The sequence below is a fragment of the Rhodopseudomonas palustris genome (assembly GCF_013415845.1).
GTDB classification, from domain to species: Bacteria; Pseudomonadota; Alphaproteobacteria; order Rhizobiales; family Xanthobacteraceae; genus Rhodopseudomonas; species Rhodopseudomonas palustris_F.
The window spans coordinates 2,845,167-2,870,566 of sequence record NZ_CP058907.1; the positions used below are offsets into that span (position 1 = coordinate 2,845,167).

21 protein-coding genes are annotated in these 25,400 nt (G+C 57.9%); 15 read left to right on the forward strand and 6 right to left on the reverse strand.

What is annotated here, in order from left to right:
• Nucleotide 1 precedes the first annotated feature (1 nt).
• Nucleotides 2-337, reverse strand: a complete 336-nt coding sequence (locus tag HZF03_RS12960) for a DUF6634 family protein (protein ID WP_119019772.1) — start codon at nt 335-337, stop codon at nt 2-4.
• A 69-nt stretch (nt 338-406) separates the two neighbouring features.
• The gene (locus HZF03_RS12965) at nt 407-1,051 is read right to left on the reverse strand and encodes a hypothetical protein (protein WP_119019764.1); all 645 of its coding nucleotides are present in this window, start codon (nt 1,049-1,051) and stop codon (nt 407-409) included.
• A gap of 347 nt (nt 1,052-1,398) precedes the next feature.
• Here HZF03_RS12965 and HZF03_RS12970 point away from each other — a divergent pair, with 347 nt between their 5' ends.
• The 3 genes from HZF03_RS12970 to HZF03_RS12980 all read left to right on the forward strand — a co-directional run bounded on the left by HZF03_RS12970 (nt 1,399) and on the right by HZF03_RS12980 (nt 6,364).
• Nucleotides 1,399-1,860 (forward strand): hypothetical protein, encoded by a 462-nt coding sequence (locus HZF03_RS12970; protein WP_119019763.1) that lies wholly within the window; start codon nt 1,399-1,401, stop codon nt 1,858-1,860.
• 287 nt (nt 1,861-2,147) lie between these two features.
• Entirely contained in the window at nt 2,148-5,396 is a 3,249-nt protein-coding gene (locus HZF03_RS12975) for a tetratricopeptide repeat protein (protein WP_133303262.1), read from the forward strand.
• A 260-nt stretch (nt 5,397-5,656) separates the two neighbouring features.
• Nucleotides 5,657-6,364: a hypothetical protein gene (locus HZF03_RS12980; protein WP_119019760.1), complete on the forward strand. Its 708-nt coding sequence runs from the start codon at nt 5,657-5,659 to the stop codon at nt 6,362-6,364.
• Nucleotides 6,365-6,468: 104 nt separating this feature from the next.
• Here the strand turns inward: HZF03_RS12980 and HZF03_RS12985 are convergent, their stop codons facing one another.
• Nucleotides 6,469-6,660: a hypothetical protein gene (locus HZF03_RS12985; RefSeq protein WP_119019759.1), complete on the reverse strand. Its 192-nt coding sequence runs from the start codon at nt 6,658-6,660 to the stop codon at nt 6,469-6,471.
• 210 nt (nt 6,661-6,870) lie between these two features.
• On the opposite strand from HZF03_RS12985, the gene HZF03_RS12990 reads away from it, so the two are divergent.
• Complete coding sequence (locus HZF03_RS12990) at nt 6,871-7,440, forward strand: PIN domain-containing protein (RefSeq protein WP_119019758.1); 570 nt, start codon at nt 6,871-6,873, stop codon at nt 7,438-7,440.
• A 481-nt stretch (nt 7,441-7,921) separates the two neighbouring features.
• Here the strand turns inward: HZF03_RS12990 and HZF03_RS12995 are convergent, their stop codons facing one another.
• Nucleotides 7,922-8,566 carry a ParA family protein gene (locus HZF03_RS12995; RefSeq protein ID WP_119019757.1) on the reverse strand — a complete coding sequence of 215 codons (645 nt, stop codon included), beginning with the start codon at nt 8,564-8,566 and terminating at the stop codon, nt 7,922-7,924.
• A 358-nt stretch (nt 8,567-8,924) separates the two neighbouring features.
• Between HZF03_RS12995 and HZF03_RS13000 the strand changes: the two genes are divergently transcribed.
• The 4 genes from HZF03_RS13000 to HZF03_RS13015 all read left to right on the forward strand — a co-directional run bounded on the left by HZF03_RS13000 (nt 8,925) and on the right by HZF03_RS13015 (nt 16,223).
• Entirely contained in the window at nt 8,925-10,205 is a 1,281-nt protein-coding gene (locus HZF03_RS13000; protein WP_179906160.1) for a calcium-binding protein, read from the forward strand.
• Nucleotides 10,206-10,616: 411 nt separating this feature from the next.
• Nucleotides 10,617-12,854: a peptidase domain-containing ABC transporter gene (locus tag HZF03_RS13005; protein ID WP_234906859.1), complete on the forward strand. Its 2,238-nt coding sequence runs from the start codon at nt 10,617-10,619 to the stop codon at nt 12,852-12,854.
• On the forward strand, nt 12,844-14,199 hold the full coding sequence (locus HZF03_RS13010) for an HlyD family type I secretion periplasmic adaptor subunit (RefSeq protein WP_234832213.1): 1,356 nt from the start codon (nt 12,844-12,846) through the stop codon (nt 14,197-14,199). The genes HZF03_RS13005 and HZF03_RS13010 overlap by 11 nt, the downstream gene beginning before the upstream one ends.
• A gap of 14 nt (nt 14,200-14,213) precedes the next feature.
• The gene (locus HZF03_RS13015) at nt 14,214-16,223 is read left to right on the forward strand and encodes an SEL1-like repeat protein (RefSeq protein ID WP_420853817.1); all 2,010 of its coding nucleotides are present in this window, start codon (nt 14,214-14,216) and stop codon (nt 16,221-16,223) included.
• 7 nt (nt 16,224-16,230) lie between these two features.
• On the opposite strand, the gene HZF03_RS13020 is transcribed toward HZF03_RS13015, so the two are convergent.
• Nucleotides 16,231-16,908, reverse strand: coding sequence for a class I SAM-dependent methyltransferase (locus tag HZF03_RS13020; RefSeq protein WP_234832215.1), 678 nt, complete (start codon nt 16,906-16,908; stop codon nt 16,231-16,233).
• 194 nt (nt 16,909-17,102) lie between these two features.
• Here HZF03_RS13020 and HZF03_RS13025 point away from each other — a divergent pair, with 194 nt between their 5' ends.
• Genes HZF03_RS13025 through HZF03_RS13050 form a run of 6 tightly spaced genes read left to right on the forward strand, consistent with a single transcriptional unit; the run spans nt 17,103 to nt 22,901 of the window.
• On the forward strand, nt 17,103-17,924 hold the full coding sequence (locus HZF03_RS13025; RefSeq protein ID WP_133303231.1) for a hypothetical protein: 822 nt from the start codon (nt 17,103-17,105) through the stop codon (nt 17,922-17,924).
• Nucleotides 17,925-17,934: 10 nt separating this feature from the next.
• Entirely contained in the window at nt 17,935-19,026 is a 1,092-nt protein-coding gene (locus HZF03_RS13030) for a hypothetical protein (protein WP_119018161.1), read from the forward strand.
• The gene (locus tag HZF03_RS13035; RefSeq protein ID WP_119018162.1) at nt 19,023-20,123 is read left to right on the forward strand and encodes a glycosyltransferase family 4 protein; all 1,101 of its coding nucleotides are present in this window, start codon (nt 19,023-19,025) and stop codon (nt 20,121-20,123) included. Before HZF03_RS13030 ends, HZF03_RS13035 begins: the two co-directional genes overlap by 4 nt.
• A gap of 59 nt (nt 20,124-20,182) precedes the next feature.
• Nucleotides 20,183-20,629 (forward strand): hypothetical protein, encoded by a 447-nt coding sequence (locus HZF03_RS13040; protein ID WP_119018163.1) that lies wholly within the window; start codon nt 20,183-20,185, stop codon nt 20,627-20,629.
• Nucleotides 20,630-20,652: 23 nt separating this feature from the next.
• Complete coding sequence (locus tag HZF03_RS13045; protein WP_133303232.1) at nt 20,653-21,909, forward strand: glycoside hydrolase family 99 protein; 1,257 nt, start codon at nt 20,653-20,655, stop codon at nt 21,907-21,909.
• A gap of 32 nt (nt 21,910-21,941) precedes the next feature.
• On the forward strand, nt 21,942-22,901 hold the full coding sequence (locus HZF03_RS13050) for a polysaccharide pyruvyl transferase family protein (RefSeq protein ID WP_119018165.1): 960 nt from the start codon (nt 21,942-21,944) through the stop codon (nt 22,899-22,901).
• Here HZF03_RS13050 and HZF03_RS13055 read toward each other — a convergent pair.
• Complete coding sequence (locus HZF03_RS13055) at nt 22,867-24,576, reverse strand: glycosyltransferase (protein WP_119018166.1); 1,710 nt, start codon at nt 24,574-24,576, stop codon at nt 22,867-22,869. The genes HZF03_RS13050 and HZF03_RS13055 overlap by 35 nt on opposite strands.
• Nucleotides 24,577-24,748: 172 nt before the next feature.
• Here HZF03_RS13055 and HZF03_RS13060 point away from each other — a divergent pair, with 172 nt between their 5' ends.
• Nucleotides 24,749-25,384 (forward strand): methyltransferase domain-containing protein, encoded by a 636-nt coding sequence (locus HZF03_RS13060; protein WP_119018167.1) that lies wholly within the window; start codon nt 24,749-24,751, stop codon nt 25,382-25,384.
• Nucleotides 25,385-25,400 lie beyond the last annotated feature (16 nt).

A 25,400-nucleotide genomic window follows, 5' to 3' on the forward strand; every position in this document is an offset into this window, starting at 1 on the left:
CTCAATGGAGACTTGGATCGGCGAAGGGACTTCCAAGCCGATACAAACGGGAGAACGTTCTCGCGTACCCAAGGACTGGCGAAATCACCCACAGAGTTGATGTGTGAATTTGTTTGTCGTCTTTGAGGATCGGGTGACCATTGACGACACCGGTGAGGCACAGATCGGGGCGCTGCGCCATTTCCCAGCAGTCCAAGATCGGCGCTTTGGCAAGTTGGGCCGCGCTGGGATTGTCTCCGCGCCGAATGCGCTCAAGGTCCTCTACCAGGCGACGTAGGCGCTCGATGTCGGGTTGAAGTTCTGGCACGGGGACGCGGCCGGCGACCAAATACGACATGACGTGCTCCATTGCTTCCGGACACACGAGGTGCGCTCGGTCAGGGTGGAAGGGGGAAAAGGGAAGGGATCAGCCGCGGAAGCGGGAGACTATGGTGCTGGGGCCAATGCGGGCGTCGTCGAGTTCGATCTCGATGAAGCGCTGCAGCGCCAGCGAAGCGATGACTGCTATCGCGTCATGCCCGCTCCGAACGGCCTCCAGGCAGCTTGCGAGCGGCAATGAGCCATTTTCTTCGAGGAGGGCGAGGATACGGACGCGATCGCCAAGCGATGCTCGGTAGCCAGCGTATTGGAGAAGATCACAAGCGTTCTCGAGCCTGATGCTGCCACGCAGCTCGGCTTCCTCGCGCTTTTCGTATTGGTAGCCCATCGCCTGAGCTGCTTCGCCGAGCCAGTCGGGAAGGGGCCGCTTCACAAGCGATGGATGGGCATCGAGCAGGTTTGCTCCCTCGGGCCGAGTCACCAAGAAATCTGGGACGTGGTAGTGGCTCCGGCGGCTCAGAACCAGCGGCAGGCACGTCCATGATGTCACCGATGGATCGACGTCGAGCAAACAACCCACGTCGCGCGCTAATCGCGTCCGAAAGATCGCAGGCCCGATGCACCGCATCGTGCTCTTTGGAGCAAAGAAGAGAGCCGCTGCCTCATCACGGGTGCGCTGAAGAAGCTTCGAGAGTTGATGCTGTTGGTGTTCAGAGCGCTGAGGTCTGGACATGATACGCTAGTCCCCCAAACAAATTGGGCGGTATCCGCGATACCTTCAAAGGCGAGGCGTCGTGGGTATCAGCGTATGCAAGAAAGGCGCGGCTTAGCCGTGCGTTGGACACGCTTTCCGAGCATCTGGTGTTTGGTGACCGCGCTTGACATGAAGAGAACAAATAGCGAACTTTGCGCCGATGTCAACGGGGAATCTTTTGGCCAAGCTTTTCCCCGGAAATGATCAATGGGCCACTATGCAAAGGTGGACTGATGTCAGAGTCTGCTGAAGTCGATTTCAGTTTGCGATGATCTTCAATCGCTTGGCGTGGGATTGCTACACCGTTTTGGTAGCCGGGAAACATTATGGCTGATCCGATCACTCTAACGACACTCCTTCTGGCAGGTGCTGCCGCGGCAGGCACAGAACTGGTCAAAGAAGGTACTAAGGACGCCTACCGCAATCTCAAGGACAAGGTAGGTGAACTCTTTGGCCCGCGGGCGACCAAGGCGCTAGCCAAGCTCGAAGATCCCGCTACGCAAGAGCAAGGTAAGAACGACCTTGAGGTTTATGTTGGTGGCACCCTTGAGGCCGACGAAGCATCCCAGATCGAGCCATTTGTGAAGGCTCTGGTTCACGCCCTCAAGGAGGACGTCGCTGGATCATCCGCAGCCCACGCTCGTGTCGGTCTGGACATCGTTGCTGGAGGAAGTGCTTTCATTCGCGAGATTCACAACGCTAGCGAAATCGTGGTGAAGGTGAAGGCTGATAAAGACGTCACGATCGAAGGCATTCGGATGAATCCTGGGAAAGACCCGGGAAAATAACCGGCGCGCTTTCCGGTCCGAACAGCGCGCCGGTTACCTATACGGATCAATCCAGCCGCGTTCAGATCAACGCAAGCGCTGGAGAAGGCGTTCACATAACAAATAACTTTGGCGCTGACGTTGGCCAGATTGAGGCCATAGCGCATCGTATTGCTGCGATCTACAGCCAAAGACCACAAGTTTCACCTGAACTAGATAGCGCCACGGTTCCTGCTCACGAACAGTATCTCTCCGATCAACTCGATCGCCTGAGAGACAATGCCAAGAACTCCGATCCGAAAAGCAACTTGCGGGTTTTTCAGAGCTTCCTCGATAGCTTGCCTACTGATGCAAGTCCGACAATTCGTTTTCGGGCAAAGGCGAACATCGGCATTCAGCACCTTGATCAAGGTGATGCGGAGCAAGCCATCAAATGGTTACTTGAAGCCTATGAAGAGGCTCCTGAAGATCGTAGGGCGATCGCGAACCGCGCATTGGCGCTGTGGCTCGCTGGAGACGCGGAGGAAGCGTATAAATTCGGAAGGGAAAGGCTCGCTGCCGATCCAGAGAACGATACTCTCGCATCCTATCTACCTCAGATTGCTGCAAGCGTTCCGAGTGTAACCGACGGGCTCGAAGGAATCCCAGATGCTCTCCGATACAAAGAGCCAATAGAGGTCGCTGAAGCCGTCTTTCTGCGCGCTCGCAACCAGTGTCCAGCTTGGTGGAACTGGACCCGTTCTGCCTTGGAACGACATCCTGAGTCTAAGCACCTGCAGGTCATGGTTGCCGCCTCCTACGTTGAGGAGATTCTGCGGGACGAGACCGCCCAACGCACCCAAATCTATCGCGACGATCAACGCGAGCAGCTAAGGCACGCTGCAGAGGTCCTCGACGCAGATTGGCAAGCAAAGCCCTGGCGTCTGAAGAGCCGTCTCGATGATGCGCCACAGACGTTAGCAAACGCGATGATCGCGTATCGGCTTCTTCATGATCGAGAGAAGGCTATCGCTCTAGCAGAGCGCATAGCCGATGAGGCAATTACCTATCCCGATATCATTCGGAATGCGGTTATGATTGCTATGAGCTTCGATCAGATGAAGCTCGCGTCACGGCTGATCTCATTGACGCCTGAGGATCCCGAGCTGGCTTTCCACGCGGGGATTATCGCAGTGGGAAACAACGAATGGGGCCGGGCAGCTGATCTTTTCAAAAAGGCAGCTGTTCCAGATGTTGAGAAGCGTGTTGTAGAGACCGCAATTGCGCTTGCGCCGATCATGGAGAGTGGACGGCCTGTCGACGGAAGTGCAATCGATCCATCCCCGATCGCGAGGCTCATCGAAGGCAATCGAGACAATCCGCGCGGCCTGACCCTCATCGCGCAAGTTGCGAAACACCTTGGTCTTGATGATCTGTCAAAGGTCGCCTTCGAAGCGGCCGTCGGTGCCGTACAGAACGACTACCACATTGCAACAAGGCTGATGCTAGCCAGCTTTGCCGAGAAGTCGCAGGCCCCCACGAGCGTCATTGATCTTTTAGACGGGCTTCTTCCAACAGAAGGGTTTGAACGCGACTATGAGCGACTGGCGGTCGCTCACGCGAATGAATACCCCCATCGTCAGAGAAACATCGCCTTCTTTGACAAACTCCCTCCCAAATTGCGCAACATCGATATCATCAAGCAAGCGCACGCCAGTGTGCTGGTCGATGTAGGTCGACTGCCCGAAGCGATTAAGGTCCTTCGCAGTCTCCATGTTAAAGATCCAACGAATGTCTTTGTCGTTCTGCGGCTGATGCAAGCTCTCGTTCGTTCGAATGACAAAGCGGGTGCTCTCGCATTGTCGAACGCAGTCGATTTGCCAAGTCTGGTAGGCCCGCCAGAATTTATAATGGCAATCGCACAGCAAGTGTCCATGAACGGACATCCAGAGCGAGCATATCCGGTTGCCTATGACCTCGTTCGCGGAAACTCTGAAAACGCAAGCGTGGTTCTTGGCTATGCCGGGTTGGGCATGATGCTTGAATCAAACCCGATGTTCGAAGCCGCATCTGTAAGCGTCGGAACTCATCTATCGATAAAGGCTTCCGATGGTCAGCAGCAGGATTTTGTCATTGATGAGGGTGGCGATTTCTTCGGAATAAGGGTGCTTTCGCCAACTTCTGGAATAGCGCCGCGCTTTCTAGGGCTGACCAGGGGGCAAACGGTCGAACTTGAAAGACCCGGGGTGGGCTCCTCGCTGGTTTGGACAGTGATTGAGGTACGTAGCAAATACCTCCATCTCCATCATAGGGTTTTGGAGGAGTTTGAGACTCGTTTTCCAGACAATCCAGGGCTCGTCCGCTTCAATGCAGCCGAAGGAAACGTAGAGGCCGTCCTGGACGTCATCCGGCGGCGCGCAGAGCAAAATGCCAATCGAGTCCGCCTATACAGGGAGAACTCAATCCCGCTTGCTATCGCTGCTCGCGGGCAGGGTGGTGGGGTCGTTGGCTTTGCTCAGTACGTTCTGCAACTTGGAGGCCAGATTGTCACCTGCAGCGGCGACAAGGAAGAGCTCACAAATGCTGTGCAGTTGACAAAGCGTCACCGAGGAAAGGGGGCGGTTCTTGACCCATACACTGCGTGGGTAGCAGCCGATACGGGAGCGCTTCCGGCTCTCAAGACGTTCTTCGGGGGTCTACAGACACCAAACGCCACAATTGGAATGATTGAGCGAATGCTCGAACGTGCGGAGGAAGGCCGAGGAAAACAGCAGATGACCGTCGAGTATCGCGACGGGATTTTCTATCGTGACGAGATTTCAGACGAATTTCGGGATAGGCAGATCGCTCATTTTGAGCGGATCCGGAAATTAATCGATGAGAACTGCGAAGTGATCTCAGTGATTATGCCTGATAGGCTTTCGGAGAATGCAGAGCTGCTTCTCAAGGTGGGCGGAAGTCGCTTTCTGGATGCTGCTCTTCTCGCCGCGGACTCCACGTCTGTCCTTATTTCCGATGATATGCGATACCGTCAAATTGCATCGTTTGCCATTGGTTGTGACGGCGTTTGGCTTCAGGCTGCTCTTGCGGCCGCCTGCGAAATGAATCAGCTGCGTCCGTCAGATTACGCAAGTTGCGTCGTTGGCCTGGCAACATATGGACACGGGCATCTATCTGTTACCAGTGCATTGCTATTTTTGATCGCTCTACAAGACCAAAGCGGACTTCCAAACCTCAAGTCCGTTCTAACGATGTTCGCTGGTCCAAACGCGGATATGCAGTCTCATATGTTAGTATTCGAAGAATTCCTGGAATTCTTGTGGCCGCCCACCTCACTTCTTCCGCAACCTAGGGCCGAAGCAGCGACCGGCCTTGGGCTTTCTGCTCTCCTGAAACATCGGAAAGACGACTGGATCCCGATCTTGAGGGCCGTAATCTCTTGGTGTCGGAGGGACCCCGGGCTGCGGAATTACATGATCCAATGGCTTTTTGGCCACTTTATCAAGGCCGAGGACCTTTCGCCAAAGACACCTGTGACATCTGATTTAAAAAAGAAGGTGCGAAAGAGGAAAAGGTGATCCAGATGTGTCTAGACCTTCTAAAGATGCGCAATAACAACACTCACCATCCTCTCTCTGCGGAAAGAATGAGATTCTGGAAGCGTGACCAATTCGGAAGCCGACTGCGCATGGACCTTCCGCTTCGGCGGACAGACTCAAGGGCGAGGACGATATTCGGCCGCCTGTAGAGGGCGATAGCTCGACTGGCAGCATCTGGCGAACCTGACGAACTTGACGACCCTGCAGTTCGATGCGATGTCGAGTGATGGAGGTCCGTCATGGCCCAAACGAGGGAACGAGATCGCGCGGCCAGCGCAACGAAGAAGAAGCGTGTCGACCCGGGTGGGAAAAAAGGCGATGTCCCTATCGGTGCCCTTAGAGGGGAGCTAAAGACCTCCGCGAAGACGAACCCGAGATCGGTTGAAAAGCTGGCAATACTCGAATTTCTGAAAGGGTACACGGATGGGGTGGAAAAGGCCAAGAAGGCCAGGCGGCCTGTTCGCTTCACGGTGGAGGTGTCGCCAGATGGCAGCGTAAGAGCGATCGCTTTCTCCGCCGCGCTTCCGCCACGCAATGTTTCGGCGTTAGAAGCCTCGCTGACAGCTGCTCGAGAGCGTGGAGCGGTCAAGATCGCCGAGATCCTGAAGGGTGAAGACATGCTGACCGCAACTCAGTTTGGTTCGCTCATCGGGGTCTCCCACGAGACAGTCAACGTAAAGCGGCGGCGAGGGGAAGTTCTTGGGCTGCAAGGGGCGACGCGATCGGTGCGATACCCGAGCTGGCAGGTCACCGACGACGGAAGGCTGTTGCCAGGCTTGCCTAAGTTGTTTGAGTTGCTAGGAGGACAGCCGTGGACGGTCTATCGGTTTTTGACAGCCGGGCATCCCGAAATTGGCGGAAAGAGCGCCTTAGAGACGATGAAGTCGGGGAGACATGACGTCGTATTTGCGGCAGCTGCCAATCAAATGAGTGGCAACTTCTCTTGAGACTACTTGACCTCTAAAATAAACGTCAGCGAGGCTTGGGGGCCGAGAGACTTACCACCTTCATAGTCGTCGAACTGGCACCGCCGGTTTAGTGGACCAGAGATCTAATCCAAGCCCTCCGGATAATTGGGGCGCTTGATGAGGGCGGACAGACTCTTCTCCGCGTCTTCGTTTGTTTGCTCGAGGACCAGAATGATGTCTGCCTGGTTCGGCAGGCGAACTCGCTGTGGTCCATCCGATACGACGGCCGCAAACAATTTGCGCGGGTTCGCGACCGCTTCGGCTTCGGTCCACATGTGCTGGCGCGGTCTTTTCAAGCGTTCAACCCTCGAATCCACTCAGATTAGAGCGTCTTAGGATTTCCCGAAAGGATTCGTTGGATAAGCGGCGCTCTTCCATCCTCATCCGAGACTAGAACATGGAAGGACTGGGCGGGTTAGGGTTCGTTAACCATTTCTCAAGCCGTACTAGAAGATGGTATTCTGGAACCGAGATTCGCGTTCCGTATGACCCTTTACCTCCTCGATACCAATGTGCTGTCGAACCTTTCCAAGCCTCGTCCTTCGCCATCGGTGTTGAACTGGTGTCATCGTCTGCGGCCACGAAACTGGTGCATCGCTCAGTGCACGATCATTGAGATCCGGAGGGGGATCAAGATCCTCGCTTTGAAAGGCGAGCGAGCAAGGGCAGACGCTCTTAGCGACTGGTTCGATAACCTGATGGCGATGCGACCACGCATCATTGCACTCAACGACCACATCATCGATGTGTTCACTGATCTATCATTAGTACCAGAGCTACAGAATGTGTTCGCGCCTAATCCGGGTAAGTATCCCGCTAGAGTTGGGCGTGACCTCGAAATTGCGGCGACTGCCATCGTTGTGAACGCGATAGTAGTGACTGTTAACGTCTCCGACTTCTTAGCGATTAACGATCACGTACGGTTGCCAGGACTGTTTAATCCCGACACGGACCAATGGCTTGTTCGCCCAAGGAGGCGGGAGACTGAAGCGGTCGGGGAGGAGGGGCATTGGGATATGCACCGACGTTTGAGTGCCAAAATTCTGAAGCATTGAGTTGACCACTGAAAGGGCAAAGCAGACATTGCTGATGTCGCATCACGCCACCAAGTTTATGGTGCACGGCCTAGCGGTGTGCCCAGGCGACTAATTGCAGTGGCAAAGTGGCCGGAGCCGGCGTGTTCGACTACATCGAGCGGATTAAAACGACAAGGCGCCACTTGGTGCCTGCTATCTGATCTTATTGAAATCGAGCGACAGCTGGGATTTGTTTAACTGGACTTTCGCTCGATCCGGCAGCAGCTGAATGATGTGAGTCACAGGCGATGTTCTGTACATTTCTCAAACGGCGCCGAGCGGCGTGGGAGCTGGCAGAACTGGACGCCGATGCTCTTATGGAGGGCTACGGTTGAAGGCCGCCATCAACACCGCTTTCCCGATCATCGCTGCGCCACCGTTGAAACGAAGCTCGGAAGTAGCTGCAGACGATGGCGTTTAGTGAAGTGGCGTTGATAGCATGGGCACCTCGGTCCGTCGATCATGCTTTGATGCGAGCCAACTCCTTGTCCACTAGGTCGCAAAGCTGCTGAATTTCGCGATCGGCGGCTTCGCCACGTGAGAAACTGGAGACGGATTCACCAACCGTAAAAGCCCGAAGATAGTCCGGTCGCATGCGAATGATCGGAGCCACCTGCTCGCCAAATGTCTCCAACTCATGTTCGATCTGATCTCCCTCAAGCAAATGGATATCGATCCGATTGGGGACGATAATTGCGGCAAGGGGCGCCTTACGTCGCCGCCGCACGGCGCCGATCACGCGAATCGTTTCATCGACCCCCTCTATGTCGAGACCCGAAGCTGTGCACGGAACGAGCACGATGTCGGCGATCGCCACCGAAGCGCCCAATTGGCGCGCGCTAGGCGCTGTATCAATTATGATCGTATCGGCCGGTAAGCGCCGTATGTCCTGAGCCCAAATCTTGAGCGGGATCTGCTCCAGATTCATCTCGTAGACGGGGAATTCGAGATTATCCATCATCGCCCAGATCGAAGCCGAGCGCTGTGGGTCGCTGTCCACTAGCGCTACCTCGCGCTCTCGTCGGCTCAATTCACCGGCGATATTTATGGCGATTGTCGTCTTGCCGACACCACCCTTCTGTTGCGCTACGACGATGATCGGCATTCCTACGCTTGACCTGAGTATATTCACAAAGTCATCAACAGTTAGACGTGTGGCGTAGTCACCTGATACCATCGAGCAATGCAGTGTCGTCGTCCGGGGCGATGCGACTTATCGACGAGCAGTGCCATGTAGTTCCTCTATGTGTTTAATGCGAATGTTCGTATTTGCTCATCCGGCATTGGGTAGGTCGTTAGACCACATAGTAATCGGCGTACTTGCAATTCGGTCGCGAACATAATTGCTGATGGATCGGCTGCCAATATTGACAAAATGTTGCTGCGTTCGCTAACATTTTATTAACGGAGATTCCGTCGTGCGGCTGCTACGTGCCGTTCGCGTCGAGCGAAGGTATTGACTAATGTATCTTACCAAGACGGATTTGCACGATAACTACCTGGGTGGTCTGGATCAGGCGACCCGCGATGCTGTCATCAATCAATTGGTCGCCGACAGTGTCTATACGGGCGGCGTCGAAGACGGCACGAAAGCTTATGTGTACAACACAATTTTACCGCAGAATCCGCCTGGATCGGTTTTGCTTCTCCAGGGAAACCTGAACGTAGTCACCACCGACAACCCGGTGTTGAGGGTGGTCGCGCTCGACAATTCAGCTCCCGGTGCTGACCTTGTTGTCAAAGGCTCGAATAGTGTTTTTGTCGCGCTCGGCAGTGGCGGCGACTCTGTAAGATTGAGGGGGACGGGCTCTGATACCGTCCTCGGAGGCTCGGGCAATGACACGATTGATGGAAGCCTGAATACGGGAGCCCAGAATCTGTCGGGCGGTGCAGGCAACGATAAGATTACCGCTGGATCCGGGAGCGCGACACTTATCGGTGGCGAGGGCAGTGACACGCTGATTGCCGGAAGCGGCGCTAACCAAAGGCTATATGGTGACTCAGGGGCGGACAGCCTTCTGGCAGGAGGCGGGGCTGGACAATCGCTTTATGGCGGCGATGGGAATGACACGTTGCGGGCTGGCAATGGGGCAGATCAGTTGCTCGATGGCGGCCTCGGTAACGACAGTCTCGTTGGGGGAACGGGTTTTGGCCAGTCAATCTACGGCGGTGATGGCAATGATACGTTGCGGGCCGGCAATGGGGCAGATCAGTTGCTCGATGGCGGCCTCGGCAACGACAGTCTCGTTGGGGGAGCGGGCTTTGGCCAATCGATCTACGGTGGCGGTGGCAACGACACGCTCCGGGCAGGTATCGGTGGAGCCCAGTATCTGAACGGTGGAGAGGGCGACAACGTCTTCTACGGTGGAGCTGGTGATACGCTGGTCGGCGGCGGCAGCGGCTCCAATACCTTTTATCTCGGGAACGGCGGAGGTGGCGCCGAGAGTATTCTTGGCGGCAGCGGTGCTGATACGTTTTACGTCGATGCCGATATCACTGCCCCTGGGCAGAGCGGAGTGGAGACCATCAGCGGTGGCGCTGGAAATGACACGATTCGATTCTCAGGGCGGAGCTATGACGAGGATGTGTACGGTATCTCAACGGATCCCGCGACCGGAGTTACCACTCTGATCTTCAATGGCACCAATAATCCGGATGGATCGGTGAATCCGGGTGAGACCTTCACCATTACGGGTGTCGAGCAGCTGGTGTTCAGCGATGGGACGCGGAACATCTTGACCTGATAATATTCGCGACGGCAGCAGAAGCCGCATGCTGCGCAACTCGCGATGTCCCACCACCTCGTGGTAGTGCGTGCAACGAACGACACCGCAGTGGCGTTGGAGAATTGTGGAACGCATATTTTGCGATTGATATCATCAGATGATCACGTCCGCACGCCTATTGATCAGCTGATCTCAGTGAAAATCTGCGCCGTGATCACATGCAGTAAGTTTCGATCAAGTTGAGGTGCTGATCCGTCGGAAGGGAGCCGCAGCTCGGAGAAACGAGAGGCTCGATTGGAGTCGTCAGTACGAAACTCTGGAGCAATCGTGCGCTTCGGCAGCGCGGCCTCCGGCTGCGGATGTGCCCGAATGCCTGGCTCCAGGCTGATGACCTGAAGAGCGGCAATTGCCGTCCCGCCCGGAGAAGCCATGACCACGATTGGTAGCGATATCGATCCGATGATGAGCGACGGCCCGCAGGACTCCGCGCTCGCGTGTCTGGTGATCGTGGCTCGTCAACATGGTATCCATCTCACCACCTCGCAGCTTGTGCACGACAACGTATTGGACGGCAGCGAGGTGTCGACGAGCGATCTGGTTCGTTGCGCAGACGGTGCCGGCCTGACGGCAAAGTCCGTGGTGCTCGATTGGGAGGGCTTGCAACACCTGAAGAAGGCCTTGCCCGCCATTGTCAGGCTGACCAATGGCGCCTGTATGGTGTTGCTACGGCTCGAAGGCGACGATGAGAGCCCCCGAGTCGTACTGCGCGATCCGAATGCTGGCGAGGATGCTCTCCTCACGGTCGACCGTTACAGGTTCGAGGATGCTGCAACGGGAGAGATTATCCTCGTCAAACGGAATTACGATATCGCAGACGAAGGACAGCCCTTCAGCATTGGTCTCATTACGGCGCTTATCTTCCGCGAGCGCCGGATTGCCCGCGATATTGCGATCTGCGCTCTGATCCTCGGCCTTTTGGCACTGACGCCGATCATGTTCTGGCGGCTGATGTCCGACAAGGTCATCATCTACAAGGCCTACAACACCTATGCGGTGCTTTGTATGGCGCTTCTGGTTCTGACGATATTTGAGACCGCGTTCTACTACCTTCGGCAATCGATGGTGCACTTCCTGACGACCAGGCTGGACGTCAAGCTATCGACCTACATGTTTGAAAAGGTACTGAACCTGCCGATGGACTATTTCGAGAGGACCGCGGTGGGCCTCGTCTCGCGCGACATGCGGGAGATCTTCAAGATCAGAACATTCCTCGTCGGCCAAATGTTTGGAACCATTCTGGATTCGACGATCCTCATTTTCTTTCTCCCGGTGATGTTCTTCTTCAGTCCGGTGATGAGCTTGACGGTGCTCGCCTTTGCCGCGGCGATGGTTGGAATCCTGGTTCTCATGCTCCCGGCTTATCGCAGGAAGTCGAACGCCGTCATCAAGGCGGAAGGCGAGCAGGGCGCATTTCTGATTCAGACCCTGAATGGCATCCGGACGGTCAAGTCGCTCGCGCTCGATGCGCGCCAGCGCCATCAATGGGACGTTCTTGTGGCCAGAACCGCAAAGGCCCGGGTGGCGGAAGGTATGATGGGAACCCTGATCGCTACGATGATCAGGCCGCTGGAGCGGCTGGCCGTCAGTGTGCCTTACGCGCTCGGCGTCTATCTTGCGATGTCCAGCAACGATCCGATGGCGATTGGGTCGTTGTTCGCCTTCCTGATGCTGTCGCAGCGGGTGACCGCGCCGCTGATGCAGATGGCACAACTCAGCCAGCAATACGACGAAGCAAGGACTGCGGTTGCTGTTGTCGGAGGGCTTGTCAATCAGAGGCCCGAAGAAGGACGGTCAGGACACGGCGTGCAGACACCACTGCGCGGCGAGGTCCAATTCTCCAACGTCGTGTTCAAGTACAAGGGAGCTGTCAGGCCGGCCCTGAACCAAGTTTCGTTCGAGATCCCGGTCGGGGGCACGCTGGGGGTCATGGGCAAAAGTGGATCCGGTAAGACAACAATTACCCGGTTGTTGCAGCGGTTGCATTCGGACTACGAGGGGCTGATCAAAATCGACGGAATCGACGTCCGCGAGTACGACGTCGACCACTTGCGACGAAACATTGGCGTGGTTCTGCAGGAGAATTTCCTGTTTTCCGGCACGATCCGCGAGAACATCACGGCCGCCAAGCCAGACGCGACATTCGAAGATATCGTCCGCGCGGCGAGAATGGCGGGAGCCGAGGAATTTATCGACAAGCTGCCGCGCGGCTACGAGACATTCATCTACGAGGGATCGCCGAACCTGTCCGGTGGTCAGCGTCAGCGGCTGGCGATCGCCCGCTCACTGATAGCGGATCCGCCCATTCTCATTCTCGACGAAGCGACCAGTGCGCTCGACGCCGAGAGCGAGTCGATCGTGAACGAAAACATCTCCAGAATCGCTCATGGAAGGACGATGATCATCATTTCGCACCGGCTGTCCTCGCTGATCAAAGCTGATACGATCCTTGTCCTCGATCAGGGCCAGGTCAACGACCTCGGTCGACACGAAGAGCTACTTGAGCGAAACGAGATCTACAGCGGGTTGTGGCATCAGCAGAACGGACACCTCGACGCGCGGCCACGGCTGCGTAGGTCGGAATTCAGGAGCCCGACCCTTGTCTCATGACTCGCAGAGCCAGCGTGCGCTGACGACGGTTCGGCAGTTTCAATCCGAAACCGACGCTATCCGCGAGGAGACCGAGCCCCTGGCGGCACGGATGACGATCTTCGTCCTCTCGGCGTTTCTAGTGGCCGGCCTGTTCTTGACGTTCGTCAGTAGTGTCGATCGGATGGTCACGAGCCAAGGTGGCAAGGTCGTGCCGGTCGGCCAAGTGAACGTGTTCCAGGCGCTGGATCCGTCGATCATCAAGAGCATCGATGTCCGTGAAGGTGACAAGGTCGAGAAAGGAAAGACCCTCGCGACGCTCGACCCGACCTTCGCTGTGGCGGAGGTCAAGCAGACCAAGCAGATGATCGCCAGTCTCGAGGCCCAGGTGATCCGCGATCAGACCGAACTCGATGGGAGTGTACTATCTTTTCCGGAAAGCTGGGACGACGATTTCAAGGTCTACGCCGGGCTCCAGAAGGTGTTGTACACGCAAAGAATGGCGCAATACGCGGCGCAATTGTCGAGTTTCGACGCTAAGATGCGCCAGACCGAAGCGACGATCCTGCGACTCCAGAAGGACGACGAGCGGTATGGACAGCGGGACGAGATTGCACAGAAAATCGAAGGCATGCGGAGCTCCCTGGCGGCGAGCGGTTCAGGTTCACAGTTGAACCTTCTGTTATCCCAGGATGCACGGCTGGAGTTGCTACGAAACCTGGATAGCACGCACAACAGCCTGGTGGAGGCCCGGCATACACTGGAAACGATCGCAGCGGACAAGAATGCTTTTATCGAGCAATGGAAAGCTCAGTTGAGCCAGGATCTCGTCGCGACCAGGAATAAATTAGACGACACGCGATCGTCCTACGAAAAGGCGCTGAAGCATCAGGACCTCGTAAGACTCAGCGCCATGGAGCCCTCTGTCGTTCTGACAATCGCCAAGCTTTCGGTTGGATCGGTGCTCAAGCAGGGCGATCCATTCATCACGCTAATGCCGCTGGATTCCCCCTTGGAGGCGGAAATCTCAATCTCATCCAGAGACATCGGCTTCGTGAGAGCTGGCGACCGGTGCGTGCTCAGTATTGATGCCTTCAACGCCGCCGAACACGGAACGGCAGAGGGTAAGGTCCGTTGGATCAGCGGTGGCGCGTTCACAACTGACCAGGACGGCAAGCCGGTGGATGCGTATTACAAGGCGCGTTGCTCGATTGACGAAACCAACTTCGTCGGAGTGCCGGCCAGTCTAAGGTTGATTCCCGGAATGACGCTGACCGCCGACATCAATGTTGGCCGGCGGTCGGTGGCGATGTACCTGTTGGCCGGTGTGATCCGCGGCGCCAGCACGTCGATGCGAGAGCCGTAAACGGGGATTTTGTGGTGGGGCTCGAGTCTCTGCGCTCCTGGCTCGGCCGGATTCGCCGCTACGGTCGGAAACGCCATCCGGAGTCGGTCGAGGCGCTGCGGCTTGCGGCGGAGGCTAGTGATGCCGGCGCGATGTTCCGCTTAGGCATGCTGTACCTCGGTGGGAAGGGCGTGATGCGCAGCATCGCCGATGGCGCGGTGTGGCTGGAGCGCGCTGCGGAGTGCGGCGTGGTCTCGGCTCAGTTTGAGCTCGGTATGATCTATCTCGAAGGGGCGAGGGCGCAGCCCTGGCCAGGCACTCCCGCGGCGTGGCGATCGGCGGCGGCGACGCGCAATCCGGCGAGTACGACCGCGATCTGCGAGGTGCTGTTTCCAAACGGTCTCGAGGTTCAGCAGGATCTTTCCAAGGCGCTGCATTGGATCAGTCAAGCAGCGCAGGCCGGCCACGCGGAGGCACAACTTGCGCTCGGCAATATGTGCCGCTACGGCCGTGGCTGCGAGCAGGACCACGCCAAGGCGCAGGCATGGCTGCTACATGCCGCAGGCCAGGGATTGTGCAGCGCCGAGTTTGCGCTGGGCGATATCTATTTCCAGGGACTGGGTGTTGAGCAGGATTGCGATCAGGCCGCTGGGTGGTACGAGCGCGCGGCGGACAAGGGCGATCCCCGGGCGCAGGTCGCGCTCGGTTTCCTGTATCTGACCGGCCGCGGTCGGCTCGAGGATCATGGCGCGGCGGCAGCGTTGTTTCTCAAGGCCGCGGCGCAGAACGAGGTCCGCGCATTGTATCACGTTGGCCTGCTATTCCAGGCGGGGGACGGCCTGCCGTTCGACATCGACCGCGCCGAGACCTTCTTTAGGAGGGCGGCGAAGAAGGACCATCTACCGGCCATTCTGGCGCTTGCCGACCTGTATGCGCGTGGGCGGAACGTTCAGCCAAACTTGCGTGAAGCTGCCTATTGGTATCATCGAGCCGCCGAGCTCGGCGACGTCCAGGCGCAATATTTGACCGGGCGCTTCTTCGCGACGGGCACTGGCGCAGCGCCCAATTTACGTGAAGCCGCCAGATGGTTTCAGCGCGCTGCGGAGCACGGGCACGCCGCGGCGGCTTACAGCATCGCAATGATGTATCGCGAAGGCGCCGGCGTTGCGCAAGATATCTGCCGGGCGATTGACTGGTTTGAGCGATCGGCGGCAGCGGGCATCAGCGCTGCGCAGGTACAACTCGGGCGGCTGTATTTGGCCGGCGAGGGAGTGGCGCGTGATTCGGTGCGCGGGGCCGACTGGCTTGAGCGGGCCGCGGCCGGCGGCGAGCCCGAGGCTTGTACCGCTCTTGCCCTGTTTCTGTTGCAGGCGGGTGACGGTACCGATTGGTCGCGCCCCCGTGAACTCCTGCAGGGTGCGGTCGAGAAGGGGCATGCCGCCGCGGCAATGCTGCTCGGCGATGTGTATTTCGGCAAATTCAAAGTCCCAGTCGATCATGCCAGCGGCCTCGGGTGGTACCGCAAGGCAGCCGATGCAGGGCATGCGGACGCGCAGTTTGCGATCGGAATGGCGCATCTGCGCGACGGCGGCGCGCGCGACCAGGCCGAGGCGGCGGCGTCCTGGATCGAGAAGGCGGCGCTTGGGAACCACGCCGACGCGCAGTTTCAGCTGGCGGTGATGTACTGCACTGGGCAGGGCGTGTTTCAGGATCTGCCGCGGGCGGTCGCGTGGTACGAGCGCGCCGCCGAGCTTGGCCATGTCGTTGCTCAGTTCAATCTTGCCGTGATGTTGAACAAGGGGCAGGGCTGCGATCCGGACCCGGTGAAGGCGATCGGCTGGATGGAGATGGCAGCCGAGCGCGGCATGCCGGAAGCGCAGGTAGCGCTTGGCGATCTGCTGCGCGCCGGGCGTGGTCGGACGGTCGATGTTGGCGGTGCCAGGCATTGGTACCAGGAGGCGGTCCGCCAGGGGAGCGACGTCGCTAAGGCGCGGCTTGAGGCGATTGGGGTGGTCGGGCGCGTGGTCGAACCGGATCCCGAATGAAGTGGCGTTAGCTCGTCATGTCGAGACCAGCTTGGGCGAGCTGGCGTTCTATTGCCATGCGGTCTGCCCGCTCCATCAGCGCCACCGCCCACAGGTCGAACCGGTCCGATTTCGCGAGCACGACCGGGAAACCGGCATCGATCAGGCCTTGGCCAAGTGAATCGCGGGTAAATGCCGTTTTGTGCGCCATATGGATCTGGCCGGCGGCGATCGAACTGGAGTGCCCGTAGAACATGTCGTGCGCGGTAATCGGCCCGGCAGGCGAATGATAGACGACGTGATCCATGCCGTATCGCGCCGCAAGGCCCGCTGCGACCTCGATGTCGGGCGAGGTGATCACCGCAAAGCCATTCGGCTTCAGGATCGAGCGGAGCTGGAGCAGCGCGGTCCGCACTTCGTGTCGGAATAGATGCTCCAACACGTGGGATGCCCAGACCGCGTCGATCGAATCGGGCTCAAACAGCGCGCCGACATTGTCGAGCGAGCCGACCACGTCGGGCCGCACACCCGGTTCGATGTCGAGGCGCAGTTCGTTCCAATCCGAGGATGGAAACATCTTCTGCAGCCGTGTCGACGCATGCGCGCCGGAGCCGATGTTGAGCACCAGCCGAGCGGCGGATGGACTCCGGCGGAAGATATCGGGCGGAGTGGTCTTTGGGGTGTCGTGCATCAGGGTCTCGGTCAAATCATATCCGGGGGAGAACCAGAAGATGCCGCCGGCTATCGCACCAGATGTGCAGTTAGTGTACAGAGCCTTTCTACATGATACCAGCGACGCACTGGCTCGTTGTGATTTGTGCGTAGTCGGGTGTCGATAATAATGTCGACGCGCAGAGTTTCGCCAAAATATCTGGTAACCGTGTAGCAGGTTGCAATGCGATGGTCGGGCTTGTATGCGACGCCTGTTTCTGGTTCGAACGTAGCATTAGCTCGTCCACAACGGACTGGCATCGTATCATTTGGATCATGCGTAGCGGACGCGACCCCGGTCAAACGCTGTCTCGTCCTTGTTTACTCCGGCCGTGGCTCGGCGGATGCCACGTCGATGGTGGGCGTCGGGGGAGTTTGATGGTGTTGAGGGGGCAAATCGAAGCGGTCACATCCTCCGGATACGTCACTGGATGGGCTTGCAACTTGCGGCGGCCCTGCGTCGCCCGCCTGGTGACCATCCTCAATGACGCCGGCCGGGAATGTGGCCACGGTTTTGCGAATTATTATCGTCCTGATCTCGTCTCCGCGAAGATCGGTACCGGCTGGCACGGCTTCCGGGTTCGCGTCGAGCCGTTCGCAACTGAACGATCACCGCCGCTGACACTGGTCGATCGCTTTGCTGATCAGCAGCTCTGCACGGTCGAGCCGCTTGAGGTCGGCGACGACGTTGTCGTCGAGATCGAATCGTTCGAGCAGTTGGTCGCGATCGATCCCACCGTGGTCGGCTCGGTCGACGAACTCGCCGGTTGCGAACGGGTGTTCGACAGCGTCATCGGCCGCGATGGCGTCGAGGCCTATGTCAAGCGCGCTTACGTCTACGTGTTGGGGCGCGCCGTGGATGCCGGCGGGCTGGCGCTCTATAGTCGGAAGCTGCGCCGGCGCGAAATCACCCCGTTTGGCCTGATCCAGATCCTGTCGAGCAGCGACGAATTCCAGTCCCGCCCGCGGCTGTTGACCTCGCCGAGCGCGACGGGCTTCCCATTCGGATGAGTGCGCGCCGATGTTCTACGACCACGGAGTGCTGATCTCGGTTCCGGCGGCGGATCTCGCCGGGGTACATATGGACGGCTCGGTGGTCGAGACCGGCGCGCTGTTCGACCTCGATCTGCCGCGCGACCTCAAATTCGCGATCCGGGCCATCCATGATCTATGCGAGGGGGAGGGGCTGCCGTCCTACCTGATCGCCCGCCCTGAGATCTTCATCAACGAACCGGCGCTGCGCTGGATGTCCGATCGGGTCGGGCGGATCCGCGACCATGTCTGCATCAGCGACGGCCGCGCCGTCCGGGTGATCCCGCGCTTCAACAATCACGTGCTGTTCTTCCGGCTCGGCGCCGCACGCAATTTCGAATGGGTCCGCAACCTGCAGAAGCGCTGCCCGGAGCTGATCCAGGGCCTCGGCTGCCAGATCAATTCGGTGCTGCCATTCCGCGCCAGCGAGGCGCTGATCCCGGTGGCGCTGCAGCCGCTCGCCTGCCCGGACTACGCGCCGAGCTTCTATCGGTTCTGCCTCAGCCGCTACGGCCCGGAGCATAGTGCGCGGCTGACGCTCGGTGCCGGCCTGTCCGCCGCCGAGCCGCTGCGCGGCTGCGCCGTCGTCAGCTACGTGCCGTTGACCGAGCTGGCGCTGTCCAGCGAGGGCTTCCGCCGGCTGCTCGCGGCGCGGATCGCCGAGGCGCATTTCGATCCGACCGCCGCGGTGGTGATGGTGCTGCCGCCGGGCCCGGACGGCGAGCAGGCCCACGCCGCCCGGATTGCCGATGTAGTTGGCGCGCTGCACGGCGTCCCGGCCGCGATCCCGCCGACCCGCTGTGACCGCGTGATTCTCGCCACCGAGGACTGCCCAGACGGGCTGCTATTCGCGCCCGGCCGCCGGGTGGAGCTGCTCCTGCATCATTCGGTCGACGCCTGGATGCGCAGCCCGGAGCATTATGCTCGGTTCGACGACATTCTGTTCGCGGCGGCGTGGCCGCTTCGTAGTCGCGAACTGCTCAAAGACTATGCCGCCAATCTGATCGGCCGTGCGCCGTCGTTCTATTGGCTGGAGCACCTAACGCCGGAGCCGAACGATGCCGGGCTGGGGCTGATATGAGCGCGGGCAGGCGGAAGCCGAAACTGGCGATCGACGTATCGCCGCTGCTTGAGGATCAGTGGACCGGCATCCCGGTGTTCACCCGCCGGCTGGTGCAGGCGCTGCAGCGCGACGGTGGCGTCGACCTGGAATTTTTCACCCATTGCGTCGCGATCCCGCCGGACCGGGTTGACGCCGCGATCCGGATCAACACCGGCTCGTTCCTGCGCGAGAGCCTGGCCGGGGTGGTCGACGACGCGCGGGTGTTCGATCGCTCGCGTAATTTACTGTTTCCCACCGTGAAGTCGGCTTGGACGATGTCGTCGCACGAGGCCAGCACGATCCACGATATGAGCACGCTGTTCATGCCGGAGAACCACGAGGAAGAAAACATCGCCTTCCACCTCGATCATCTCAAAGACGAGTTGCGCACCGACGAGGTGGTGTTCTGCGTCTCGGAGGCGACCCGCAATGCGCTGGTGGCGGCGTTTCCCTCGGCCGAGCGCAAGGCCAGGCTGATCTATCAATACGCCGACTGGCCGAAGGAATTCGCGATCTTCGACCGCAATCTGCCTGCGCCGAAGGTCGGCCGCTACGCCGCGGTTGTCGGCACCATCGAGCCGCGCAAGAATCTCGGCCTGCTGATCCGCGCGCTGGCGCTGCCCGGCATCGCGCGGTCGGAGCTGAAATTCGTCGTAATCGGCCGCAAGGGCTGGCTGGTCGATCGGTTTCTCGACGAGCTCACCGATGCCCAGCGCAGCCGGCTGGTGTTCACCGGCTTCGTCTCCGAATTCGCCAAGTATCGTGTCATCAAGCACGCCGAGTTTCTGATCTTCCCGTCGCTTTATGAGGGCTTCGGCATTCCGGCCGTGGAGGCGATGAGTCTCGGCAAGCCAGTGCTGGCGTCGCGCACCTCGAGCTTCCCGGAGGTGATTGGCGACGCCGGCGTGTATTTCGATCCACTGTCGGTGAGCGAATTCGCCGCAGCGTTCGACGAAATCGAGGCGCCGGCGCGGCGCCGCGAGCTGGCGCCCCGCGCGCTGGCGCAGAGCCGCGCCTTCGGGCCGGAGCGGATGGCGCAGCCGGTGCTGCAATGGGTGAACGAACGCGACGGATAGCCGGGGCGCCGGGCGCCGGCCCGGTGTCCGGCCCGGAGCGAACTGCGAGGACGTGACGGATGCTGAACTTCAAGAATTCGCTGAGCATCGCCGACGGCGGGCTGCCGGACGACGCGCTGCGGAATTTCTGGGGCGTGGAGAAAGGTTTCGTTTGGTCGAAGGGCCGCTGGTGCGAGATCGCCTTCGGCTTCGATCTGGCCGAGCTCAACGGCACCCAGCTGTGCGACCTGATCCTGGATATCGACGTGTTCCGCCACGAGGGTCGGCTCGACGGCCAGAACCTCCTGATCTACCTGAACGGGCTGCGGATCGGCTCGCTGTACTGCACGCAGTTCTGCACCGTGGTGTTTCCGTTCGAGGCGTCGCTGCTCAAGGCGGACGAGAACATCCTGACCATCGACACGCCGGATGCCGAGAGTCCCAGCACGCTTGGCAAGGGCGATAGTCGCACTTTGGGTCTGCAATTGTTCTCGGTTCAGATACGCCGGGTCGACTGTCGATTGTGATGTGGCTGAACCGGACCACGGACATGCTTTTTCCTGTGCTGCGCAAGCTGGTTTGTTTCGCTGCCGGTGCATTCGTCGCCACCTTTGCATGTCTATCGACACCGGCACGGGCAACGGAAGTCGATCCCACGACACTCGATGGAAAAATGATATTTGGTTACCAGGGATGGTTCGGGTGCCCAGGCGATGCCGCAGGGCGCGGCTGGGTGCATTGGAAGCTCGGCGAACGTCCAACGGTCGATTTGCTCCCGGACGTCAGCGAACTCGAGGCATCTGAACTTTGCGATAGTGGGTGGACCACGGCGGACGGACGACCCATCAAACTATTCTCCTCGCAGAATCCGATCACCGTGGATCGGCATTTCAAATGGATGAAGAACTACGGCCTGGACGGCGTCGCTCTTCAGAAATTTGCTGCGACGTTGCTCGACCCCATGCGCCGCGTGTCTGTTGATCGGGTATTGGCGAATGTGCGGAAAGGCGCTGCGCGGCACGGCCGGATCTATTTCCTGATGTACGACCTGACTGGAATGCCGCCGGACAAATTAGGCCTTGTGACCGACGATTGGAAGCGGTTGCTCGGCGAGGGCATCGCCAGTGAACGTGCCTACTTGCATCACAATGGACGGCCCGTCCTAGGCCTCTGGGGAATCGGCCTATCCGGTAGCGCTGCGGCGCTGACGCTGTTGGATAGCATCAGAGCTGAGAGCAACTCTACCGGGGGCGTAATTTTGCTGGGGGGCGTTCCTGCGATGTGGCGGGACGATATAGAACGCGAGACTGGCCTCGCGGAGGTGTGGCGGAAGCTTGACGTGATCAGTCCATGGACAGTCGGGCGATATGCCGATGACGCCGGTGCGGATGAATACCGCGCCCGGAGCCTTGTTCCGGACATGTATGCCGCAGGACAATTGAAGTCGCAGTACATGCCGGTAGTCTTTCCCGGATTTAGTTGGTCCAATCTTCAATCTGCGCACCGGCATCACGACAAGGCAATTTTCAATCAGATCCCCCGACGTTGCGGCGCATTCTATCTACGTCAGGTTATGAACGTAGTTCAGTCGGGTGCGCGCATGGCTTACACTGCTATGTTCGACGAAGTAGATGAGGGGACTGCAATGTTCAAGCTAGTGTCCCGAGTGGCGGACAGTCCTTCCGAGCCGCGCTTCCTAACTCTCGACGCCGACCGCTGCGGGACAGACAGCGATCTATACTTGAAATTGGGAAGTAAAGCGTCCGATGCAATCCGTAAAATGGATGCGTCGCTCCTTAACAGATAGATCGCCGCCTAAGTCCTGAGGAACGGACCACTATGAAGACAGCCTATCTTGGATCGTTTGGCTTTGGAAATCTCGGGGATGAATTGTGCCTCCTTGAGGCAATGGCTCGTTATGAGGCTCACAATTCTTGGGTGTTCAGCGTCAGGCCGGAATATACGGGGCGGTTTGTCACGCCGAAGGGCTGGTTTAACCGCCGTGCCGAGTTGAATGAGATCAAGCCGGACCGGGTTGTGCTTGGCGGAGGCGGTGTTGGTTTCTGGCCCAGCTTGAGGGACTCGTTGCATTGGATGCAAGACCACCTTGTTCGCGGCGCGGAATGCCACATTCACAATATCGGAGTGGGGAAAATCGTTCAGCCCGAATGGAAGGCCGATCCGATCGTTAGAAACGTGATCAACGGGTGTTCATCGTTCACGGTGCGCGATCACGTGTCGAGGTGGATGGTCTTGGAGTGGGGGTTTGGACGTGACCCTGGGCTGACGTTTTACCCTGAGCGCGAGTTAAAGGCCGACATGTCGTTGGCAAGCCTTCTCCCAGAAGGGCCGCTTCTAGGTATCTCCATCACTGGCCAAAAAGCGATGACCGACTCGATGTTGCAAAATCGATCAAGAATTCAGGAGCTTCTGAAGCAATTCGAATCACATTCGGTCGTGCCAATCATCAGCGTTAATCACCCATGGGAGCCGGACGAGGACGACATTGCGGGTTTCAACAGGTTTGCGGATGCCTTCTTGAGGAATGCGACCATAGTGCTTCCGCAAATATTGGACCGAAAATGGTGGGACGAAAATCTAACTCCGCTAAGGCTAAAAGGACTAATCGCGAAATGCGATACGATCCTCTCTCAACGAAAGCACAACATTATCCACGCAATCGGCGCTGGTGTGCCGTTTATCGCCATCCATCCCTCGAGGGACGATAGCTTGGAACGAATAATCTATACGCTTCACCCCAAAATTAGGTCGGCATGCGGGATTCTGTCTTTGGCTTAATGGGTGGATTTCCGATCAACCGCCAGTTACCTGTCCCGGTTTTGTATTCCAATGGTCGCTCAGTGCAGAGTTGTCGATAGTTTTGAAATCCGAGGATCGCCACCGCATCATCCGAGGGGGATCCAGCGAGAAATGCTCGTGCAAATGCACGTGTTAGGAGGCCCGGTCCAGTCGTGCTCCAGATGTCGGGTGGCGATGTTGAGCTTTGGTGGCCATTGATAGTTCTTACGGCCTCGTCAAGGGCGTCCTGTAGCAAGGCGGATCTGGGTTTGGATGCCAAAAAGCCGTTCATTAAGTAATACGGAGAGCTTGGAGAGGCGACTACAACAAGTTCATGAGATTTCCAGCTTTGGTAGGCTCCCCATATCGGACTTATGCATTCTTCATCGGCATCAACGTAAATTCCACCATTCACTATCAGAAACGCAAGCCGGAAAATGTCGGACTCCATGGCGGGATGATGGCTCCTGTCGAACGCGCGAACCACATCGCTTGCGAAATTTTGTTCAATGAACTGCCTCGCTGAATCCCTAGTAAAATGCGCGGTCGTGATTGTGGGGTTCATCGTTTGCCAGCTGTCGATGCACTTCAGTACGTCGAGTGGAATCTCCAAGCAATTCCAGTACTGGACGATTCGATAGGGTATGTCGGTCGGGTCCGGCGGGGTAAGTTGTTGACTGTTTCTGAATATGTGAAGGTTCAGGGATTTTGTATTAAAGAGCAATGAAAGCAGGAATTGCGATGACATGGTGGTTATTTGAAGTTGGCGAATATCTGAGAGCAATCGGTCTCGGTTTTGAATGAGGCGGCTGTCGGCGGCGGCCGATAGATATTTAAATCGTAGTCTAGCTAGTGGTTCGAGAAGGCACGAATCGTCGGAGAGTAAATTGTTCAGATCCTGGAAGCGCCTTGCTGCGTAAAGTGAAGTGGCCAGAAGGTAGGTCAATTGAGCGCTTAATTTCTGTCGCGACGAGATGGTTGTTAGGAATTGTGATGCCGCGTCGGGGCTAACTGCTCTGGTGAGAAATCGATGTACTGCGTCGATGACGATGAATTTATCGCTCTCGCTTCGGATTCGAGCAATGCATGCTGCGGCCCCGCGAATCTTTCCGAGATTAGTGAGGTCGTGGATGAGTTGACACAAGACATCAAGAGTTAGCGTTGATGTTCTGCCTTGTCTTATCGATGAGGCGGCGCGTTTGCGCGATTGGTCGCGGGAAGTGAGCAGTCGTGATATGGTACTCAGCCAGTATCCGCTCTTTGTGGGCGGCAAGTTTTCGAATGCAGTTACAGCGGAATTGAAATTCTGCTGGAGCAGGTGGTTTCGGCCATGTTCAAAGTGTGCCTCGGCCAGTGAGGGGTCGATGTCGGCCGCAGTCTTGAATGAGTTTGCTGCGTCGGCGAATAGCCCGAGTCCGCTCAAATGGAATCCGACGTACATGTGTGCCCAAAGGTGGCGCGGATTGTAGGATGTCAGCGCCACATATGCTCTAGCGGCCTCTGCAATGTTAAGAGATTCGCGAAGGCAGTCTGCCCGGAGTTGCAGAGCGACGAGATCATGTTGATCGATCTTCAGGGCGGCAAGGCAGGCGGTTTCAGCATCCTCAAACGCATTTGCCGATTTCCGCGATTTCGCAAGGCGTAGAATTTCGGAAATGATGCCGTTGGTGTCCATCAAGCTGCCCGGTCATTGAGTGTCAGGTCTTGAGTGCATCGATGTGCCGCATAAATCTGCGATGGTGGCGCGATCGTCAATTGGCTGAGAGTGCGTGTGTAGTATTATATATATAGCTGTCGTGCTGGGAGTGTGCTGAAGTCAGCTATAATTTTTTGGCGGTGAAAGATCCATGACAGACGTTGAGCAGGTTTTTACCGGAATTTATAGGCACAACAGTTGGAACGATGCGGAATCGGTATCGGGGCCAGGGTCTAGGCGAGCTCAGACGAGGCATTTACAGAGTGAGCTCCCGTTGCTGTTGAAAGAACTCAAGGTTCGGACCTTACTTGACATTCCCTGCGGCGACTTCAATTGGATGAAAGAGGTGGATCTCGAAGGCGTCAACTATATAGGCGGCGATATAGTCGGGCAGCTTATTGAGAGAAATTCGCAATTGTGGACGAATGAGCGTCGTTCATTCTTCCAGATTGATCTAATGACGTCGCAGTTGCCGCGTGCGGACTTGGTGTTTTGTCGTGATTGTCTCGGTCATCTACCGGTCGAGGCAATATATGCAGCTCTCCGAAATATATGTGCGAGCGGAGCGGAGTATTTGCTGACGACTCACTTTACGTACCGCTCGTTAGACGCGAACCGAGATATTCTAACGGGCGATTGGCGCCGTCTGAATCTGGAGATTCCTCCGTTCTGTTTTCCGCCGCCAAAACGTATGATTGTTGAAGGTTGCAGCGAGGGCGGCGGGTGCTTCGCCGATAAGTCAATGAGTCTCTGGCCAGTTGGCCAGATCTCTTCGCTGGTTGGATGACGGTCTGCTGGCTACC

Bases quoted from the DNA above. Each gene is read 5' to 3' on its own strand.
- HZF03_RS13045 (WP_133303232.1), top strand. From the start codon at position 20,653: ATGCTTTTTCCTGTGCTGCGCAAGCTGGTTTGTTTCGCTGCCGGTGCA.
- HZF03_RS13000 (WP_179906160.1), top strand. From the start codon at position 8,925: ATGTATCTTACCAAGACGGATTTGCACGATAACTACCTGGGTGGTCTG.
- HZF03_RS12980 (WP_119019760.1), top strand. From the start codon at position 5,657: ATGGCCCAAACGAGGGAACGAGATCGCGCGGCCAGCGCAACGAAGAAG.
- HZF03_RS13040 (WP_119018163.1), top strand. From the start codon at position 20,183: ATGCTGAACTTCAAGAATTCGCTGAGCATCGCCGACGGCGGGCTGCCG.
- HZF03_RS12990 (WP_119019758.1), top strand. From the start codon at position 6,871: ATGACCCTTTACCTCCTCGATACCAATGTGCTGTCGAACCTTTCCAAG.
- HZF03_RS12970 (WP_119019763.1), top strand. From the start codon at position 1,399: ATGGCTGATCCGATCACTCTAACGACACTCCTTCTGGCAGGTGCTGCC.
- HZF03_RS12985 (WP_119019759.1), bottom strand. From the start codon at position 6,660: ATGTGGACCGAAGCCGAAGCGGTCGCGAACCCGCGCAAATTGTTTGCG.
- HZF03_RS13060 (WP_119018167.1), top strand. From the start codon at position 24,749: ATGACAGACGTTGAGCAGGTTTTTACCGGAATTTATAGGCACAACAGT.
- HZF03_RS13030 (WP_119018161.1), top strand. From the start codon at position 17,935: ATGTTCTACGACCACGGAGTGCTGATCTCGGTTCCGGCGGCGGATCTC.
- HZF03_RS13005 (WP_234906859.1), top strand. From the start codon at position 10,617: ATGACCACGATTGGTAGCGATATCGATCCGATGATGAGCGACGGCCCG.
- HZF03_RS12995 (WP_119019757.1), bottom strand. From the start codon at position 8,566: ATGCCGATCATCGTCGTAGCGCAACAGAAGGGTGGTGTCGGCAAGACG.
- HZF03_RS12965 (WP_119019764.1), bottom strand. From the start codon at position 1,051: ATGTCCAGACCTCAGCGCTCTGAACACCAACAGCATCAACTCTCGAAG.
- HZF03_RS13025 (WP_133303231.1), top strand. From the start codon at position 17,103: ATGGTCGGGCTTGTATGCGACGCCTGTTTCTGGTTCGAACGTAGCATT.
- HZF03_RS12960 (WP_119019772.1), bottom strand. From the start codon at position 337: ATGTCGTATTTGGTCGCCGGCCGCGTCCCCGTGCCAGAACTTCAACCC.
- HZF03_RS13035 (WP_119018162.1), top strand. From the start codon at position 19,023: ATGAGCGCGGGCAGGCGGAAGCCGAAACTGGCGATCGACGTATCGCCG.
- HZF03_RS13050 (WP_119018165.1), top strand. From the start codon at position 21,942: ATGAAGACAGCCTATCTTGGATCGTTTGGCTTTGGAAATCTCGGGGAT.
- HZF03_RS13055 (WP_119018166.1), bottom strand. From the start codon at position 24,576: ATGGACACCAACGGCATCATTTCCGAAATTCTACGCCTTGCGAAATCG.